This is a genomic window from Methylorubrum podarium (assembly GCF_040270385.1).
GTDB classification, from domain to species: Bacteria; Pseudomonadota; Alphaproteobacteria; order Rhizobiales; family Beijerinckiaceae; genus Methylobacterium; species Methylobacterium podarium.
Genome location: NZ_JBELQE010000090.1, coordinates 18076 through 35194, shown reverse-complemented (window position 1 = coordinate 35194; position 17119 = coordinate 18076). Strand labels below are relative to the sequence as shown.

The following is a 17119-nucleotide window of genomic DNA, read 5'->3' as shown; positions in this document are numbered from 1 at the left end:
GGGGGGTGAGGCATGTCCCAGTCCCTGTTCAGCCAGTCGTGGTACCGGGTCGCGTCCCTGCGCCCGCGGCTGCGCCGCCACGCCGAGATCCACCGGCAGAGCTTTCGCGGCGAGGTCTGGTACGTCCTGCAGGACCACCAGACCGGGCGCTTCCACCGGCTGTCGCCCACCGCCAACCTGATCCTCTGCATGATGGACGGGCGCCGCACCCTGCAGGAGGTGTGGGAGGCCGCCGCCCGCCGCAACGAGGATGACCCGCCGACCCAGGACGACACGATCCGCCTGATCTCGCAGCTCCACGGCTCGGACCTGCTCCAGGGTGACCTGCCGCCGGATCTCGCGGAACTCGCCGAGCGCTCGGAATCGACCGCGCGCCGCACCCTGATCGCCCGGGTCAAGAATCCGCTCGCCCTGCGCTTCCCGCTCTTCGACCCCGATCCGCTGCTCGACCGGCTCGCGCCGTTCTTCCGGCCGCTCTTCTCGGTCTGGGGTCTGCTGGTCTGGCTCGCGGTCGTGATTTCCGGCCTCGTCGTCGCCGCCCTGCACGCGGGCGAGCTGACGGGCGACGTCGCGGGGCAGATGCTCTCGGCGCAGAACGTCGCGCTGATGATGGCCCTCTACCCCGTCATCAAGGCCCTGCACGAGGCCGGTCACGCCTGCGCCGCCAAGGCCTGGGGCGGCGAGGTGCACGAGGTCGGCGTCATGCTGCTCGTGCTGTTCCCGGCGCCCTACGTCGATGCCTCGACCTCGGCCGCCTTCCCGAGCAAGTGGCAGCGGATGATGGTGGCGGCGGCCGGCATCTTCGTCGAGCTGTTCCTGGCGGGCGTGGCCGCCATCGTCTGGGCCTCGGCCGAACCGGGCCTCGTGCGCGCGGCGGCCTTCAACGTGATGGTGATCGGCAGCGTCTCGACGCTGCTGTTCAACGGCAACCCGCTGCTGCGCTTCGACGGCTACTACATCTTCGCCGACCTGATCGAGATCCCCAATCTCGGCTCGCGCGCCAACCGCTACGTCTTCTACCTGGTCGAGCGCTACCTCCTGAAGATCGAGGGCACGAAGAGCCCCGTGACCGCCGCGGGCGAGCGGCCCTGGCTCTTCGTCTACGCGGTGACGGCCTTCGTCTACCGCACCATCGTCTCGATCGGCATCGCGAGCTTCATCGCCACCCAGTACTTCGTGTTCGGCGTGCTGCTGGCGCTGCTCGCGCTGTTCGGCACCGTGGTCGCGCCGCTGGTGAAGGGCATCAAGTTCGTCCTGACCGACCCGAAGCTGAACCGGCGCCGCGGCCGGGCCATCGTCCTGACGAGCGCCGCCGCGGGAGCGGCCTTCGCCCTGCTGTTCGTCGTTCCCCTGCCCTACACGACGATCGCGCAGGGCGTCGTCTGGGCGCCCGACGACACGCAGATCCGCACCCGCACCGACGGCATCCTCACCGCGCTGCTGGTCGAGCCCGGCCGCGACGCGCAGGCCGGCGAGGCCCTGGCGACGCTTGAGGATCCGAGCCTCGACAGCCGCGTCGCGGTGCTGGAGGCGCAGCTCGTCGAACTGCGCCTGCGCTACGACGCCGCCCGCCTCGGCGACCGGGTGCAGGCGCAGATCCTCCAGGAGCAGATCGCCAGCACCCAGGAGATCCTGCGGGTCTACCGCGAGCGGCAGGCCGGCCTCACCGTGCGGGCGGCCCAGGCCGGCCGGCTGATCGTGCCCGGCGCGGTCGACCTGCCGGGGCGGTACCTGCGCCGGGGCGAGCGCATCGGCTACGTGCTCACCGCCGACGACCCCGTGGTGCGGGTGGTGGTGCCGCAGACCGATGTCGATCTGATCCGCAGCCGGACGCAGGCCGTCGCCGCCCGGCTCGCCGAGAAGCCCGAAGAGGTCCGCGCCGGCTCGATCCTGCGGGAGGTGCCGGGGGCGCAGCAGGAGATCCCGAGCCTCGCCCTCGCGACGCAGGGCGGCGGCACCATCGCCGTCGATGCCAGCAACCCGCAGAAGCCGGTGGCGCTCCAGAGCATCTTCGTCTTCGACGTCCAGCTCGCCGGCGGCCTTCCCTTCAACGTCCTCGGCGAGCGGGTCTACGTCCGGTTCGATCACGGGGCGGAGCCGATCGCGTGGCGGGTGCTGCGCAGCCTGCGCCAGGTCTTCCTGAGCCAGTTCCATGTCTGACCCCCTCGCCCTCCCCTCGGGCCCGTTTCCGGCCGGGCCGGCCTTTCGCCTGCCGGCGGCGCGGGCCTATTCGGAGCGCAAGCCGCTCAAGGCGAGCCGCCTCGATCAGGCCGCGGCGAAGGTCATCGGACGGGTCCGGGTAAGCCTCGCCGGCTGGGCCGCCCGCCGCTACGCGCGCATCGCCCGCAATGCCCTGGCGCGGGCGGACGCGATCGCGGCTTTGTCCGACGAGGCCCTGCACGGCCGGATCCGGGCGATCACGGCCGCGCTCCGCGCCCGAAAGACCTTTCGCGATGCCGACATCACGGAGGCGTTCGCGCTGATCCGCGAGATGTCGGGCCGGGTGAAGGGGCAGCGCCATTACGGCGTGCAGATGATGGGCGCCGCCGCCCTCCTCGACGGGCGCGTCGCCCAGATGGCCACCGGCGAGGGCAAGACCCTGACGGCGACGCTCGCCGCCGGCGCGGCGGCGCTCGCCGGCCTTCCGGTCCACGTCGTCACGGTCAACGACTACCTCGCCGAGCGCGACGCCGAGGAGATGCGCCCGCTCTACGCCGCCCTGGGGCTCACCGTCGGCGTCATCAAGGAGAAGCAGGAGCAGCCGGAGCGGGCGCAGGCCTACGGCTGCAACATCACCTACTGCACCAACAAGGATCTCGCCTTCGACTACCTGCGCGACCGCATCGCGCTGGGCCAGCGCGCCAGCGACGTGCGGCTCAAGCTCGAGACCATGCACGTCGCGGCGAGCCGGCTCGCCCAGCTGCGCCTGCGCGGCCTGCACTTCGCGATCGTCGATGAGGCCGACAGCGTGCTGATCGACGAGGCGCGCACGCCGCTGATCATCTCGGCGCCCGCCGGCTCGCAATTCGGCACCGAGGTGCTCGCCCGCGCCATGGAGATCGCGGGCGAACTGTCGAGCCCGCAGGATTACCTGGTCGAGGCGGCGGAGCACCGGATCGTCTTCACGGATCCCGGCCGCGAACGGATCGCCGAACTCGCCACGAGGGAGGCACGCGGCGACGCATCGGGCCAAGAATCCGCCTGGCGCGGGCGCGTCACCCGCGAGGGGCTGGTGCGTCAGGCGCTCTCGGCCCTGCACCTGTTCCACCGGGACGAGCACTACATCCTGCGCGACGGCAAGGTGGTGATCGTCGATGCCAATACCGGTCGGGTCATGCCCGATCGGAGCTGGAGCGACGGCCTGCACCAGATGGTCGAGCACAAGGAGGGCTGCGAACTCTCCGGCGCCCGCTCGACCCTGGCGCGCATGACCTACCAGCGCTTCTTCCGCCGCTATCCCCGTCTCGCCGGCATGACCGGCACGACCCGCGGCGTCGCCGCCGAGTTCTGGACCGTCTACCGGCTGCCGGTGGTGCGCATCCCGACGCACCGGCCGGTGCGGCGCCGCCATCTGCCGGACGAGGTGCTGCCCGACGAGGCGGCGAAGTGGCGGCGCGTGACCGAGCGCATCGCCGAGCTGCACGCCCGCGGCTGCCCGGTCCTCGTCGGCACGCGCTCGGTGGCGGCCTCGGCGCGGGCGAGCGCCCATCTCACCGAGGCCGGGCTGCCGCACACCGTGCTGAGCGCCGCCCAGGACGGCGAGGAGGCCGCCATCGTGGCGCAGGCCGGGCAGCGCGGCCGCATCACCGTGGCGACGAACATGGCCGGGCGCGGCACCGACATCAAACTCGGCCCCGGCATCGCCGAACTCGGCGGCCTGCACGTCATCATGGTCGAGCGCCAGGACGCGCGGCGCATCGACGACCAGCTCGCCGGCCGCAGCGGGCGCCAGGGCGAGCCCGGCTGCTTCCAGGCGATCCTCTCCCTCGACGACCCGCTCATGGAGAGCGGGCTTATCGGCCGCGGGCTCGCCCGCCGCCTCATGGCGCTGCTCGGCCCCGGGCGCGGCGGGGCCTTCGGCGCCGGCCTGCTGCGCCGGGCGCAGCTGCGCACCGAGCGGCTGCACGGACGCATGCGCGCCGACCTGCTGCATTCCGACCAGATGCAGGACCGCATCCTGGCCTTCGCCGGACATTCTGAGTGAGGATCTTTTCGCGATGACCGTTCGGGATGGAACCCGCCGAGGCCGCGCGGTGCTCGCCGCCCTCTGCCTCGCGCTCGCCGCCGGCGCGGCGCGGGCCGAGGCGACCCGCGTCGATTGCGTCGTGGAGCCGGCGCAGAAGCTGAAGATCGGCTCGGCCACGCTCGGCATCCTCAAGAGCGTTCCGGTCAACCGCGGCGCCACGGTCAATGCCGGCGACATCATCGCCCGGCTCGATTCGAGCGTGGAGGAGGCCAACGTCGCCCTGTCGCGGGCGCAGTCGGAATCGATGGCCAGCATCGAGGCGCAGCAGACCCGCGTCGAACTCTTCAAGCGGCGCCTCGACCGCCAGAACCAGCTCTCGAAGGGCATCGTCACCCAGGAGAAGCTCGATCAGGTCGAGGCCGATTACGAGATCGGCCGGCGCGACCTCCAGACCGAAATCCTGAAGCGCAAGCTCGCCGGGATCGAGCTGCAGCGCGCCGAGGCGCAACTCGAATTGCGGATGATCCGCAGCCCGATCCGCGGCATCGTCACCGAGCGGCTGATGTCGGCCGGCGAGTTCGTGCGCCAGGACAGCGCGATCTTCACCCTGGTCCAGCTCGATCCGCTCTACGTCGAGGCCTACCTGCCGGTCTCCCGCTGGAAGGAGATCGCGCTCGGGATGCCGGCCACCGTCGAGCTCGACCAGCCGATCGGCGGGACCTACATCGCCAAGGTGAGCGTGGTCGATCAGGTGTTCGACGCGGCGAGCGGCACCTTCGGCGTGCGGCTCGAACTGCCGAACCCGGACTTCAAGCTGCCCGGCGGCCAGCGCTGCAAGGTGACCTTCCCGCTCGCGCCCGCCGGCCCGCTCGCGACCGCCCTGCCCTCGGAGAGCAAGTAGGCGGCCCGCCGCGTCCGGTCTCGACCCTGCCGCGCCGTTCCGGGTCCGCCCCCGGCGCCCCGGAATGCCGGCTCTGCCACGGAGGCGATGGACCTTTTCCGATCAGCGACGTATTGCGCTGCACGATGGAGAGAGCGGCAACACGGATGCTGACGGTCGGTCTCGCGGCACTCGGCGCCACCGTGCCGCCGGCCGAGGCCGGGACGGCCCGAGCGCAGGTCGCCGGGGCGGCCGTCGATGCGAGCCGGGAGGCGCAGGATGGGTCCGAGGCGCGCGCCTTGATCGAAACGCTGAGCGCCCGCCTGCTCGCCGCGCCGAGCGCCACCGCCGTCCTCGAAGCGTGGTGCGCCGAGCGCGGCCTCAGCCCCGATCCGCGGATCGTCGCCGTGCGCGTCCCCGGCCCGGACAAGCCCGCCGGGGCGGCGCGGCGCGAACGGCTCGCCGTCGGTCCGGACGAGCCCCTGCGCTACCGTCGGGTGCGGCTCACCTGCGGCACCCACGTCCTGTCGGAAGCCGACAACTGGTACGTGCCCTCGCGCCTGACGCCCGAGATGAACGCGACTTTGGACGGCACGCAGGCCCCCTTCGGCCACGTCGTGCGCCCGCTGGGTCCGAGCCGGCGCAACCGGTCGCTGACGATGCTGTGGCGGCCCGAGGCCGGCGGCCTGCCGGGGCCCGGCGAGCCATTGTTCTCCGTCGAGGCGGTGCTGACCGCCGGCGGCGTGCCGTTCTGCGAGGTCGCCGAGACCTATACCGGCGCGGTGCTCATCCAGGGCGAGCGCTGATCGGGACGGGCGCTTCCGTCATCGCGAGCGACGGCGAACCCACCCGGGGGCGCGACCTCTCCGGAAAGAGCGGCGCCCCGGATGGCTTCGGCCTCGCCATGGCGAGACGGCAAGCTGCGTCCGTCAGAAATCCTGATCGGGCCGGCGGCCTTCGCGGGCGAGCCGCAGCAGGTTCTGGCCGTACTTGGTCTTGGCGAACAGCTCGCCCCGCGCCTGCAGCTGCTCGCGGCCGATGAAGCCCTGCAGGTAGGCGATCTCCTCTAGGCAGGCGACCTGAAGCCCCTGCCGGTGCTGCAGCACGCGCACGAACTCGGCGGCCTCCAGCAGGCTGTCGTGCGTGCCCGTGTCGAGCCACGCGTAGCCGCGGCTCATCCGCTCGACATGGAGCTGGCCGCGCTCGAGATAGGCCTGGTTGATGGAGGTGATCTCCAGTTCGCCCCGGTCGGAGGGCGTCACCGCCGCGGCGATGTCGAGCACTTGGTTGTCGTAGAAGTACAGGCCGGTGACCGCCCAGGGACTCTCCGGCGTCTTGGGCTTCTCCACCAGCCGGATCGGGCGCCCGGCCTCGTCGAGGGTGACGACGCCGTAGGCCTCCGGGTGATCGACGTGGTAGGCGAACACCGTCGCCCCGGTCTTGCGGGCGCGGGCCTTGGCGAGCAGGTCGCTCATGCCGTTGCCGAAGAACAGGTTGTCGCCCAGAACCAGCGCCACGTCGTCCGAACCGACGAAGTCGCGGCCGATGATGAAGGCCTGGGCCAGCCCCTCGGGCCGCGGCTGCACCGCGTAGGTGAAGGTCAGGCCGAACTGCTCCCCGGTGCCGAGCAGGCGCTGGTAGTTGCCGAGATGCTCGGGCGAGGAGATGATCAGGATCTCGCGGATGCCGGCGAGCATCAGCACCGAGATCGGGTAGTAGATCATCGGCTTGTCGTAGACCGGCAGCAGCTGCTTGTTGATCGCCAGCGTGGCCGGGTGGAGCCTTGTGCCGGAGCCGCCGGCGAGCACGATGCCCTTCATACGAACAGGTTCCGATCAGTTGGAGCGAGCCGGCCCGACCAGCCGGTCGAGGATGTCGTCGAGCGCCGCCTCCCAGGGGCGGGGCGCGATACCAAAGGCGTCGGTCAGGCTCTGGGTGGAGAGGCGGGAATTGGCCGGGCGCCGGGCCGGGGTCGGGTAGGCGGAGGTCGGGATGCCCTCGACCGGAACGACGCGCCCGCCGCGCCTGGCCGACCCCGCGACGATCGCGCGGGCGAAGTCGCACCACGTCGTCGCGCCGTCGTTGACGCAGTGGAAGGTCCCGACGGGCGCCGCCTCGTCCCCGGCGAGCCGCAGGGCGATGGCGGCGAGCGCCCCCGCGAGATCGGCGGCGGAGGTCGGGCAGCCGTGCTGGTCGTCCACGACGGTGAGCTTGTCCCGCTCGCCCGCGAGCCGCAGCATCGTCTTGACGAAGTTGCCCCGGTGCGGGCTCACGACCCAGGCGGTGCGCACGATCGCGTGGCGCGGATTGCCCGAGCGCACCGCCATCTCGCCGGCCGCCTTGCTGGCACCGTAGACGCTTCTCGGGTTCACCGGCGCGTCGGGGGCGTAGAAGCCCTCGCCCGAGCCGTCAAACACGTAGTCGGTCGAGACGTGGACGAGCGGGATGGCGCGCCGCTTCGTCTCGGCGGCGAGGAGGGCCGGGGCCAGCGCGTTGAGGCGCCACGCGGCGGCCACTTCGCTCTCCGCCTTGTCGACGGCGGTGTAGGCGGCGGTGTTGATCACCGCCGCGTAGGCGCGCGCATCGAGGACGGCGGCGATCGCCCCCTCGTCGGTGATGTCGAGGGTCTGGCGGTCGGGGGCGTGGACCCGCACGCCCTCGGGCCAGGAAAAGGACTGGAGCTCCGTGCCGACCTGTCCGGCGCCGCCGAGGATCAGGATGTCCATGCTCACGCGCTCTCGGCTCACGCGCTCTTGCCCGCGAGGCCGAGGCGCTCGCCCGAGTAGCGGCCCTCGCGGATCGGGCGCCACCACGCCTCGTTGTCGAGGTACCAGCGCACGGTCTGTTCCAGCGCCTCCTCGAACACCCTGGTCGGCCGCCAGCCGACCTCGCGCTCGGCCTTGGACGGGTCGATGGCGTAGCGCCGGTCGTGGCCGGGCCGGTCGGCGACGAAGGTGATCAGGCGCTCGTGCGGGCCGTTCTCCGGCTTCAGCCGGTCGAAGGCGGCGCAGAGCCCCCTCACCACGGCGAGGTTGTTCCGCACCGCGCGACCGCCCAGCAGGTAGGTCTCGCCGACCCGGCCGCGCTCCAGCACCGCGACGAGGCCGCGGGCGTGGTCCTCGACATGGATCCAGTCGCGCTCGTTCATCCCGTCGCCGTAGACCGGCAGCGGCTTGCCCTCGAGCGCGGCCAGGATCATCAGCGGGATCAGTTTTTCCGGGAAGTGGCGCGGCCCGTAATTGTTCGAGCAGTTCGTCACCAGCACCGGCAGGCCGTAGGTCTCGTGCCAGGCGCGGGCGAGGTGGTCGGAGGCCGCCTTCGAGGCCGAGTAGGGCGAGCGCGGATCGTAGCGGCTCTCCTCCGTGAAGAACGCGTCCGGGGGCAGCGAGCCGTAGACCTCGTCGGTGGAGACGTGGAGGAAGCGGAAGTTCTGTTTCGCCGCGCCGTCGAGGCTTTCCCAGTGGGTGCGGGCGCCGTCGAGCATCACCTGGGTGCCGATCACGTTGGTGCGCACGAAGGCGCCCGGATCGGTGATCGAACGGTCGACATGGCTCTCGGCGGCCAGATGCATCACCGCATCGGGCTTGAAGTCGGCGTAGAGCGCGTGGACCCGGGCCGGATCGCAGATGTCGGCCTGCTCCAGACGGTGCCGGGCATCGTCCTTCAGCGGGTCGAGGGAGATCGGGTTGGCCGCGTAGGTCAGGGCGTCGAGGGTGAGCACCTCGTGACCGAGATCCTGCACCAGATGCAGCACGAGCGCGGAGCCGATGAAGCCGCAGCCGCCCGTCACCAGAATGCGCATCGATCCCAACTCCGTCGATTCGTGTCCGCGGTGCGGATGAGGGTCACGTCCAGCTACAGCCTGTCCCACCCCAGGTCGATATCGGTCCGTCCGGCGGGACGGATCCGATCTCTCGGATCAGAACACACGTCCGAGATCGGCGAGGAACGGCGCGGCCTTGTCCTTGCCCGAGAGGATCGCGTCGGCTTCCGCGACCGGCCACTCGATGCCGATCGCCGGATCGTTCCAGCGCAGGTTCCGGTCGTCGGCCGGGCTGTAATAAGCGTCCACCTTGTAGGCGACCATGGTGTTCGGCTCCAGGGTGCAGAAGCCGTGGGCGAAGCCGGCGGGCACGAAGAGTTGTTCACCGCCGGCTGCGTCGAGCCGCACGGCGACGTGGCGGCCGTAGCTGGCCGAGTCCGAGCGGAGATCGACGGCGACGTCGAGGATCGCGCCGGCGAGCACCCGGATCAGCTTGGCCTGGGCCGTGGGTGCCACCTGGAAGTGCAGGCCCCGAATCGTGCCGGCGGGTGCGGAGAACGACTGGTTGTCCTGCACGAAGGCGTTGGCGATGCCGCTCGCGGCCAGCAGGTCGGCGCGGTAGACCTCCGAGAACCAGCCGCGGTCGTCGCCGTGGCGCTTCGGAACCACCCGCTTGACCGCCGCGATCTCGGTCTCAAACACCTGCATCCGCCGCTCCTGACTCGTCCGTGCCGGCTCGCTGAGGGCGTAGGCCCGGCGAAGGCGGCGAAGTCAAGGCTGCATCCTCGTCCGCCTCCGTCCCCCTCCTTGCGAAACCGTGGCCGCATGGCTACCGCTGACGCCAGCCGGCGGTCACGGCCGGCGTGGAGGAAGCCCGAATGACGATGCCTCGTGCCGACCGGCGACGCCATCCGACGATGCGCATGGCCGCCTTCGGGCTGTTCCTCGCGGTATCCGCCGGTGGCGCCCAGGCGCAGAAGGCCGCGGATCTGTCCGGCCTGTGGCAGACCGAGACGGCGGGGTCGACGGTGCGCATCGCCCGTTGCGGCGGCGGCTATTGCGGGACGATCGCGACGACCGCCGGCACGGGCGTCGACGCGCAGAACCCCGATCCGGCTCTCCGCACGCGCAAGCTCGTCGGCGTGCAGATCATGCAGGCCGGCACGCCGAGCGGCGCGGGGTTCGAGGGCAGTCTCTACAACCCGAATGACGGCAAGACCTATGCCGGCAGCCTGACCCCGAAGGGTCCCGACACCGTCGAGGTCGCGGGCTGCGTGCTCAGCGTCCTGTGCAAGCGGCAGACGTGGCGGCGGATCCGGTAACCGGACCCTGCCTCACCCCATCAGTGATCCGTGCTCAGTGATCCGCACTTCCGGGCGCGGATTCCGCGGCGGCGTCGGCGAGGGCAGCCTTGTCGGCCGGCGGCTCGGCGCTCGCGACCGTCTTCGGCTCCAGCAGCGGCTGAAGGCGGGCGGCGAGCTGCTTGTCGAGGTGGCGGGCATAGGCGCCCTTGAAGTAGCGGGCTCCGGTGCCGGGTCCGTAGATGCGGTCATGGGCGACCGCCATGCGGTCGACCTCCGGACGGCAGAGGAAGCCGGTCACGCCGGCGGCCTCGTACCAGCGCCCATCCCGCGCGAGCCGCATGGCCTTGGGATTGGAGGTCACCGTCTCGACGAAGCATGCCGTCGCCGCCTCTTCGAGCGGTGCCAGCACCGCGTGGTCGGAGCCGGGCACGTGCTGCCGCGCCGGGCGTGCCTCGGCCGCGGGACTGAGCAGGACGAAGGCGAGACCGAAGAACGGCAAAGCTTTCATCACGGCTGACATGAGGCGCCTCGAACGGGTGTCGAACGCTCACAGTGTTCGCCGAAGATCGCGCCGGATCTAGGGCGAAAACGGGCCGCTCATGACGCGGTGCGGAACAAATCCGGCCTTGTCGCAAGGCCGCCACAGCGCGGAAGGCTTAGCCGTTCCGGCGGTGCCGGGTGCGCGGTGCGCTCAACCGCGCCGCATCGCGCTCCAGCTTCCGCTGCAGCTGATCGGGCCGTCACCGAGGGTCGACCAGCGGCCGGCGCCGGTTCCGTTGGCGGAGAGCCGACCGGACACCTGCGCCGCGTTGCCGGCCCGGGAGATGGTGCCGCGCACGATCCCATTGGCCGCGACCCGGCCGCTGATGTCGACCTCGCCGCCGCCGTAGAGGGCCTCGCCCCGCTGAATCTGGACACCGTAGCGGAAGGCGCGGTCGCAGGGACCGTCGAGGGTGACCACCTCGATGCTCCAGCGGCCGTCGTAGCGGTGAGGTACCTGGACCTTCCGCTTGGCCGCCTCCGCTGTGCCGACGCCCACCACGGCGATAGCGAGGGTGGCGACGGCGAAAATCGGCAGACGCATGGGATTGAAATCCGGCTGTGGGCGTCGGGCCGCGTCGGCCCGTTTCAGCCGGAAGATTGTCTCGCGCTCCGCAGTGTCAAGGTTGGCCGCGCCGCCGGGGCCGTTCTCAGCCCTCGGCCCGCTCTGCCGCCTCCCGCAGCAGCGCCAGCAGGTCGCAGCCGGCGAACAGGAAGCCGTGGACACCCGCTCGGCGCAGGGCGTCCGCCTCGGCGGGCTTGCCGGCCAAGTAGATCATGCCGGCGCCCGCGGCCCTCAGCGCCTCGGCCGCGGGCACGGCGTCCGTCTGGTAGACCGTGTCGGACGAGCACAGGCAGGCGAGCCGCGCCCCCGACGCCTTGAACGCGTCAGCCAGAGCGCCGGCGTCGGAGAAGCCGTCATTGCCGACGGCTTCGATGCCGCCCGCCGCGAAGGCGTTGGCGGCGAAGGTCGAGCGGGCGTTGTGGACCGCCACGGGGCCGAGATTGGCGAGGAACACCGTCGGGCGCCGGCCCGTCCGCTCCAGGGTCGCGTCGGAGGCGTCGCGCAGGGCTTCGTAGGGCTCGGCGAGGCGGCGCGAGGGCAGCGCCCCCTCGGGCCGGGCCGCAGGGCCCGGCGCCGCTTCGAGCACCACCACCGGCTTCTCGGAGAGGAAGGGGAACTCGCTGGCGCCGGTCAGCGGCTCCCGGCGGGTCGCCACCGCCCGCGCCCGCGCCTCGGCGACCGCCGCGATCCGGCCCGCGAGGGCGCCGGATTCGAGGCTTTTCGCGATGCCGCCCTCGCGCTCGATCTCCTGGAAGAGGCGCCAGGCCTTCTCGGTGAGTTCGGCCGTGAGCGCCTCGAACCCGCCCGCGCCGGCCGCCGGATCGGAGACCTTGGCGAGGTTCGACTCCTCGATCAGCACGATCTGGCTGTTGCGCACCACGCGCCGGGCGAAGGCATCGGGCAGGCCGAGCGCCTGGGTGTAGGGTAGAGCGGTCACGGAGTCCGCCCCGCCGAGGCCCGCGGAGGCCGAGGCCATGGCGGTGCGCAGGATGTTCACGAACGGGTCGCGGCGGGTCATCATCCGCCACGCGGTCTCGGCCAGCACCCGCAGCGGCTTCGGTTCGAGGCCGCAGGCCTGCTCGACCCGCGCCCAGAGCCGGCGGATCGCCCGGAACTTGGCGATGGTCAGGAACTCGTCGGCATCCGCCACGAGCAGCATGGACACCGCGTCGCGCGCCCGCTCCAGGTCGTGGCCGCCGGCCTCCAGCGCCCGCAGGTAGGCGACGGCCGTCGCGAGGACGGCGGCCAGCTCCTGCACCTCGCTCGCCCCCGCCTCGTGGTAGGGCCGGGCATCGGCGAGCACCACGCGGCCGCGATAGCCGGCGAAGGCGGTGACGGTCTCGGCGAGGCGCGCCTCCCAACCCTGCTCCAGCCGGCCGGTGGCGGCGTGGGTGCCGAGCGGGTCGAGGCCGAGATCGAGATCGAGGGCGGACGGGTCGTCGCCGCGGCGCTCGACCAGCTGCTTGAGCAGGGCCGCCGTCTCGAAGCCCGCCGGGCCGGCATCGAGCCGCAGGGCGATGAGCGGCAGCATCACGCCCGTCAGCGCCGCGTCGAGCACGTCCACCGAGGAAAGATCGAGGCCGAAGCCGCGGGCGGCGGGGGCGTCGCGATGGACGAGTACCAGCGCGTCGGCACCGCCTTCGAGGTCGGTCAGCGCCTGCGCCGCGGCCTTCTGCGCGTCGGGATGATCGAGGCGCTGCGCCAGCCGCCAGGGGCCGGGCGCCCGCATCGGTTGCGCCACCGCAGCGGCCGGCTCGTAGAGCGGCTCGATGCGCAGGCCGTCGGCGGTCTTCGAGACGAGGCGCTTCTCGAAATCGGCCCCCTTCAGCGCGGCCTCGACGGCGCCGCGCCAGCGCTCACGGGTGGCGGGCTCGAACAATTCGGCGAGGGGGCGATCTTCCATCGTGAGCGAGACCCTGGCAGTGCAGCGTTTTCCGGCTGCTTCCTGGAAAGAGCAGCGATTTGGCCGCAAGCCCTCGCACAGGGCGCGGGCGGACGACAACCGACTTTAGTCCGGGTTGCCGCCGCCGCCTCGTTCAAAATCCTGAAGGTTCAGCCAAAAATTATCAGTCCAGCGAAGCCGAGCGAGCCGACGATGATGCGCCACCACGCGAACAGCCAGAAGCCGTGGCGGGAGACGTAGTCGAGCACCGTGCGCACCACGATCAGGGCCGAGATGAAGGCGGCGACGAAGCCGATCACGATCAGCAGGGCGTCGTTGGAGGAGAGGTTCTTGTAGTTGTCGAGCAGGTCCTTAGCGAAGGCACCGGCCATGGTCGGCATGGCGAGGTAGAACGAGAACTCGGTGGCCGAGCGCTTGCTCGCGCCCATCAGCATCGCGCCGACGATGGTGGCGCCGGAGCGCGACACGCCGGGGATCATCGCGACGCACTGGAACAGGCCGATCTTGAGCGCCATCGGCAGGCTGAACTCGAACACGTCGGTCTTGCGCGGGTGCTCGGTCGGCCCGTCATGAGAGCCGTCGCCGGGAGCCGCCTTCGGCTCGCCGACCGTGTCGTCGATGACGAGGAGCACGAGGCCGCCGGCCACCAGGGTCGCGCAGACGATCCACGGGTTGAACAGGTAGAGCTTGATGTATTTCGAGAAGAGGCCGCCGATGATCGCCGCGGGCAGGAAGGCGATGAGCACGGCGAGCACGAATCGCCGCGCCCTCGGATCGTGCGGCAATGCGGTGGCGATGCCCCACAGCTTGCCGAAATAGGCGAACAGAATCGCGAGAATCGCGCCGAGCTGGATCAGCACCTCGAAGGTGTTGTTGGGGGAGTGGAATCCGATGAAGTGGCCGATGAGGAGCTGATGCCCGGTCGAGGAGACCGGAATGAACTCGGTGGCGCCCTCCACCACGGCGAGCACGAGCGCCTTCGCGATCAGGACGAGATCCATGAGCCTGCTGTTCCCCACGCCGATGTCCCGGCACTTCCAGGGCGCGGCAGACGACGGCGATGCGGCAGCTTTGCGGCGGCAGGGTTGACGGGCGGTTACCGCGACGCGGCGCGTTTGTTAATGAGGTGGCAACGTTGAAGAAATAATCCTGGCGCGTCGCCCCACTTTCGCCGGTGCGGCACGGTCTGCCCAGGGCTCTGCCTTCTTTACCGCTGAACCACGGCCTCGATGGCGACGCTCTATTACTCTCCGTTCTGCCCGAACTCGCGCTTCATCCGCCTCGTCCTGGCCGAGATGGGCATGGAGCCGACCCTGGTCGAGGAACGGGCCTGGGAGCGCCGCCGCGACTTCCTCGTCGTCAACCCGGCCGGGACCACGCCGGTGCTGGTGGAGCAGACCGGTCTCGCCGTCCCCGGCGCGGGCGTGATCGCGGAATATCTCGACGAGACGCGGGGGCTCGGCCTCGCCGGGCGGCGGCTCCTGCCCGATACCACCACGGCGCGGGTGGAGGTGCGGCGCCTGCTCGACTGGTTCCTCGTCAAGTTCAACAGCGAGGTGACCGAGTATCTCGTCACCGAAAAGATCGACAAGCGCTTCATGTCGTCGGCGGCCGGGGGTGGCCCTCCGGACATGAACGCCATTCGTGCGGCGCGCACCAACGTGCGCTATCACCTCCAATATGTCGGTTACCTGATCGGGCAGCGCCGCTGGCTCGCCGGCAACGACCTGACCTATGCCGACCTCGCGGCGGCGGCCCATCTTTCCTGCGTGGACTATCTCGGCGACGTGCCATGGGACGAGGACGAGATGGCGAAGGACTGGTACGCGCGGGTGAAGTCCCGCCCGTCCTTCCGCGCGCTCCTGGCCGACCGGGCACCGGGAATGCCGCCGGCCGCCCATTACGCGGATCTGGATTTCTGAAGGCCGGGAAGGCGCCGCTCTCCGGCTCCGCCCTCAGGCAGGCCGTGGAGGCGCGCGCCCGCATCCTCGGCTTCGATGCCGTCCGCGTCACCCGCCCCGATGCCGTGCCGGCTTTGCGCGAGCGGCTGCCGGCATGGCTGGCGGAGGGCCACCACGGCACGATGGACTGGATGGAGGAGCGCGCCGACCAGCGCGCCGCACCCTCCGCCCTGTGGGCCGAGACCCGCAGCATCATCATGCTCGGCATGAATGCCGGCCCCCAGCGCGATCCCCTCGACCTCGTCCGGCTGACCGATCGCGGCGCCATCGCGGCCTACGCGCAGCGTCGCGACTATCACGACGTCATCAAGGGCAAGCTGAAGGAACTCGGCGGCTTCCTCTCGGCGAAGTCGGCCGAGCCGGTGAAGGTGTTTTGCGACACCGCCCCGGTGATGGAGAAGCCGCTGGCCCAGGCCGCCGGGCTCGGCTGGCAGGGCAAGCACACGGTGCTGATCTCGCGCGAGCACGGCAACTGGCTGATGCTCGGCGCAATCTTTTCGCGCGCGGAGCTGGAGCCCGACGCGCCCGAGACCGACCATTGCGGCTCCTGCCGCCGCTGCCTCGACATCTGCCCGACCGACGCCTTCCCGGCGCCCTACCGGCTCGATGCCCGCCGCTGCATCGCCTACCTGACGATCGAGCACCAAGGTCCGATCCCCACGGAGTATCGCGAAAGGATCGGCAACCGCGTCTTCGGCTGCGACGACTGCCTCGCGGTCTGTCCCTGGAACAAGTTCGCCGGGGCCGCGCGGGAGAACCGTCTGGCCGCCCGCGACGATCTCGCCGCGCCGCCGCTCGCCGAACTCGCCCGCCTCGACGACGCGGCCTTTCGGGTGCGCTTCGCCGGCACGCCGATCAAGCGGACGGGACGCGACCGCTTCCTGCGCAACGTACTGATCGCCATCGGCAATTCGGGTGACGCGGCGCTCGCCGAGGCGGCGGCGGCCTGCCTGCAGGAGCCGGATCCGGCGGTGCGCGGCGCCGCCGTCTGGGCCTGCGGGCGGCTGCTGTCGCCGGAACGGCTGCGCGAACTGTTCGCCGCCCATGGACGCGACGAGATGGAGGCGCATGTGAGGGAGGAATGGCGCGACGCCGCCGGCCTTCCTATGGAAGCGGACGGCGCACGGGAGACCTGACACCGCATGAACCTGTTCGTCTTCGGCCTCGGCTTCTCCGCCCGGCATTTCGCCGAGCGCGAGCGGGCTCGCTTCCGCGCGGTGCGGGCGACGGTGACCGAGCCCGACCGGGCCCGAAGCCTCGCCGCCGAGACCGGGTTCACGGTCCGCGCCTTCGGGCCGGGGACCGACGATCCCGGCATCGCCGCGGAGCTGGCCGACACCGACGTCCTGCTGATCTCCGCTCCTCCCGGCGAGGGCGGCGACACCGTGCTCGCCCGCTACCGCGACGTGATCGCGAGAAGCCGGATCCGCTGGATCGGCTATCTCTCGACCATCGGCGTCTACGGCGACCAGGGCGGCGCCTGGATCGACGAGACGACGCCCGCCACGCCGAAGAGCGCGCGCTCCCGCGACCGCCTCGCCGTCGAGACGGCTTGGCTCGCGCTCGGCGCCGAGACCGGCAAGGCGGTGCAGGTGTTTCGCCTGTCGGGGATCTACGGCCCCGGCCGCAACCCGATCGTGAAGCTGCGCGAGGGCCGCACCCAGCGCATCGTGAAGGCGGGGCAGGTGTTCAACCGCATCCACGTCGACGACATCGCCGCGACGCTCGCCGCCTCGATCGAGCACCCGCGGGCGGGTGCGGTCTACAACGTCACCGACGACGAGCCGGCCCCGCCTCAGACGGTGACGGAGCACGCCGCCGCCCTCACCGGATTGCCGCTGCCGCCGGAGATCGATTTCGAGACCGCCGACCTCAGCCCGATGGCCCGCAGCTTCTACGGCGAGAACAAGCGGGTGCGGAACCGTCTGATCCGCGAGGAGCTCGGCGTGCGCCTCGCCTACCCGACCTACCGGGAGGGTCTCGCCGCGCTGGTCGCCGACGCGCGCGGCTGAGGCGT

At 71.3% G+C, this 17119-nt stretch carries 16 protein-coding genes; 8 read left to right on the top strand and 8 right to left on the bottom strand.

The window, feature by feature from the left end; all coding sequences use genetic code 11:
• Positions 1 to 12 precede the first annotated feature (12 nt).
• From ABS772_RS17615 to ABS772_RS17600, 4 genes are all read left to right on the top strand, one after another.
• Positions 13 to 2160, top strand: coding sequence for a PqqD family peptide modification chaperone (locus ABS772_RS17615; protein WP_350396093.1), 2148 nt, complete (start codon positions 13 to 15; stop codon positions 2158 to 2160).
• The gene (locus tag ABS772_RS17610; RefSeq protein ID WP_350396092.1) at positions 2153 to 4204 is read left to right on the top strand and encodes a preprotein translocase subunit SecA; all 2052 of its coding nucleotides are present in this window, start codon (positions 2153 to 2155) and stop codon (positions 4202 to 4204) included. The genes ABS772_RS17615 and ABS772_RS17610 overlap by 8 nt, the downstream gene beginning before the upstream one ends.
• 13 nt (positions 4205 to 4217) lie before the next feature.
• Positions 4218 to 5087 carry an efflux RND transporter periplasmic adaptor subunit gene (locus ABS772_RS17605; protein WP_350396091.1) on the top strand — a complete coding sequence of 290 codons (870 nt, stop codon included), beginning with the start codon at positions 4218 to 4220 and terminating at the stop codon, positions 5085 to 5087.
• 146 nt (positions 5088 to 5233) lie between these two features.
• Positions 5234 to 5872, top strand: a complete 639-nt coding sequence (locus tag ABS772_RS17600; protein WP_238255765.1) for a hypothetical protein — start codon at positions 5234 to 5236, stop codon at positions 5870 to 5872.
• Positions 5873 to 5995: 123 nt separating this feature from the next.
• Here ABS772_RS17600 and rfbA read toward each other — a convergent pair whose 3' ends face one another.
• The 4 genes from rfbA to rfbC form a co-directional block, all read right to left on the bottom strand.
• Positions 5996 to 6886, bottom strand: a complete 891-nt coding sequence (gene rfbA, locus ABS772_RS17595; protein WP_350396090.1) for a glucose-1-phosphate thymidylyltransferase RfbA — start codon at positions 6884 to 6886, stop codon at positions 5996 to 5998.
• A gap of 15 nt (positions 6887 to 6901) precedes the next feature.
• Positions 6902 to 7792, bottom strand: a complete 891-nt coding sequence (gene rfbD / locus ABS772_RS17590; protein WP_350396088.1) for a dTDP-4-dehydrorhamnose reductase — start codon at positions 7790 to 7792, stop codon at positions 6902 to 6904.
• Positions 7793 to 7809: 17 nt separating this feature from the next.
• Positions 7810 to 8868 carry a dTDP-glucose 4,6-dehydratase gene (gene rfbB, locus ABS772_RS17585; RefSeq protein WP_350396087.1) on the bottom strand — a complete coding sequence of 353 codons (1059 nt, stop codon included), beginning with the start codon at positions 8866 to 8868 and terminating at the stop codon, positions 7810 to 7812.
• 117 nt (positions 8869 to 8985) lie between these two features.
• Entirely contained in the window at positions 8986 to 9537 is a 552-nt protein-coding gene (rfbC, locus tag ABS772_RS17580) for a dTDP-4-dehydrorhamnose 3,5-epimerase (protein WP_238255769.1), read from the bottom strand.
• 170 nt (positions 9538 to 9707) lie between these two features.
• Between rfbC and ABS772_RS17575 the strand changes: the two genes are divergently transcribed.
• Positions 9708 to 10151, top strand: coding sequence for a DUF2147 domain-containing protein (locus ABS772_RS17575; protein WP_350396085.1), 444 nt, complete (start codon positions 9708 to 9710; stop codon positions 10149 to 10151).
• A gap of 34 nt (positions 10152 to 10185) precedes the next feature.
• Here the strand turns inward: ABS772_RS17575 and ABS772_RS17570 are convergent, their stop codons facing one another.
• The 4 genes from ABS772_RS17570 to ABS772_RS17555 form a co-directional block, all read right to left on the bottom strand.
• Positions 10186 to 10653 (bottom strand): hypothetical protein, encoded by a 468-nt coding sequence (locus ABS772_RS17570; protein ID WP_350396084.1) that lies wholly within the window; start codon positions 10651 to 10653, stop codon positions 10186 to 10188.
• Between the two features lie 171 nt (positions 10654 to 10824).
• Entirely contained in the window at positions 10825 to 11217 is a 393-nt protein-coding gene (locus tag ABS772_RS17565) for a hypothetical protein (protein ID WP_238255772.1), read from the bottom strand.
• Between the two features lie 106 nt (positions 11218 to 11323).
• Positions 11324 to 13141: a methylmalonyl-CoA mutase subunit beta gene (locus ABS772_RS17560; protein ID WP_350396083.1), complete on the bottom strand. Its 1818-nt coding sequence runs from the start codon at positions 13139 to 13141 to the stop codon at positions 11324 to 11326.
• A gap of 149 nt (positions 13142 to 13290) precedes the next feature.
• Complete coding sequence (locus ABS772_RS17555) at positions 13291 to 14142, bottom strand: undecaprenyl-diphosphate phosphatase (protein WP_350396082.1); 852 nt, start codon at positions 14140 to 14142, stop codon at positions 13291 to 13293.
• A 228-nt stretch (positions 14143 to 14370) separates the two neighbouring features.
• Between ABS772_RS17555 and ABS772_RS17550 the strand changes: the two genes are divergently transcribed.
• Genes ABS772_RS17550 through ABS772_RS17540 form a run of 3 tightly spaced genes read left to right on the top strand, consistent with a single transcriptional unit; the run spans position 14371 to position 17114 of the window.
• Positions 14371 to 15063, top strand: a complete 693-nt coding sequence (locus ABS772_RS17550) for a glutathione S-transferase family protein (protein WP_350396081.1) — start codon at positions 14371 to 14373, stop codon at positions 15061 to 15063.
• A gap of 44 nt (positions 15064 to 15107) precedes the next feature.
• Positions 15108 to 16238, top strand: a complete 1131-nt coding sequence (gene queG / locus ABS772_RS17545; RefSeq protein WP_350396080.1) for a tRNA epoxyqueuosine(34) reductase QueG — start codon at positions 15108 to 15110, stop codon at positions 16236 to 16238.
• A gap of 6 nt (positions 16239 to 16244) precedes the next feature.
• Positions 16245 to 17114 (top strand): SDR family oxidoreductase, encoded by an 870-nt coding sequence (locus tag ABS772_RS17540; RefSeq protein WP_350396079.1) that lies wholly within the window; start codon positions 16245 to 16247, stop codon positions 17112 to 17114.
• Positions 17115 to 17119: the final 5 nt, after the last annotated feature.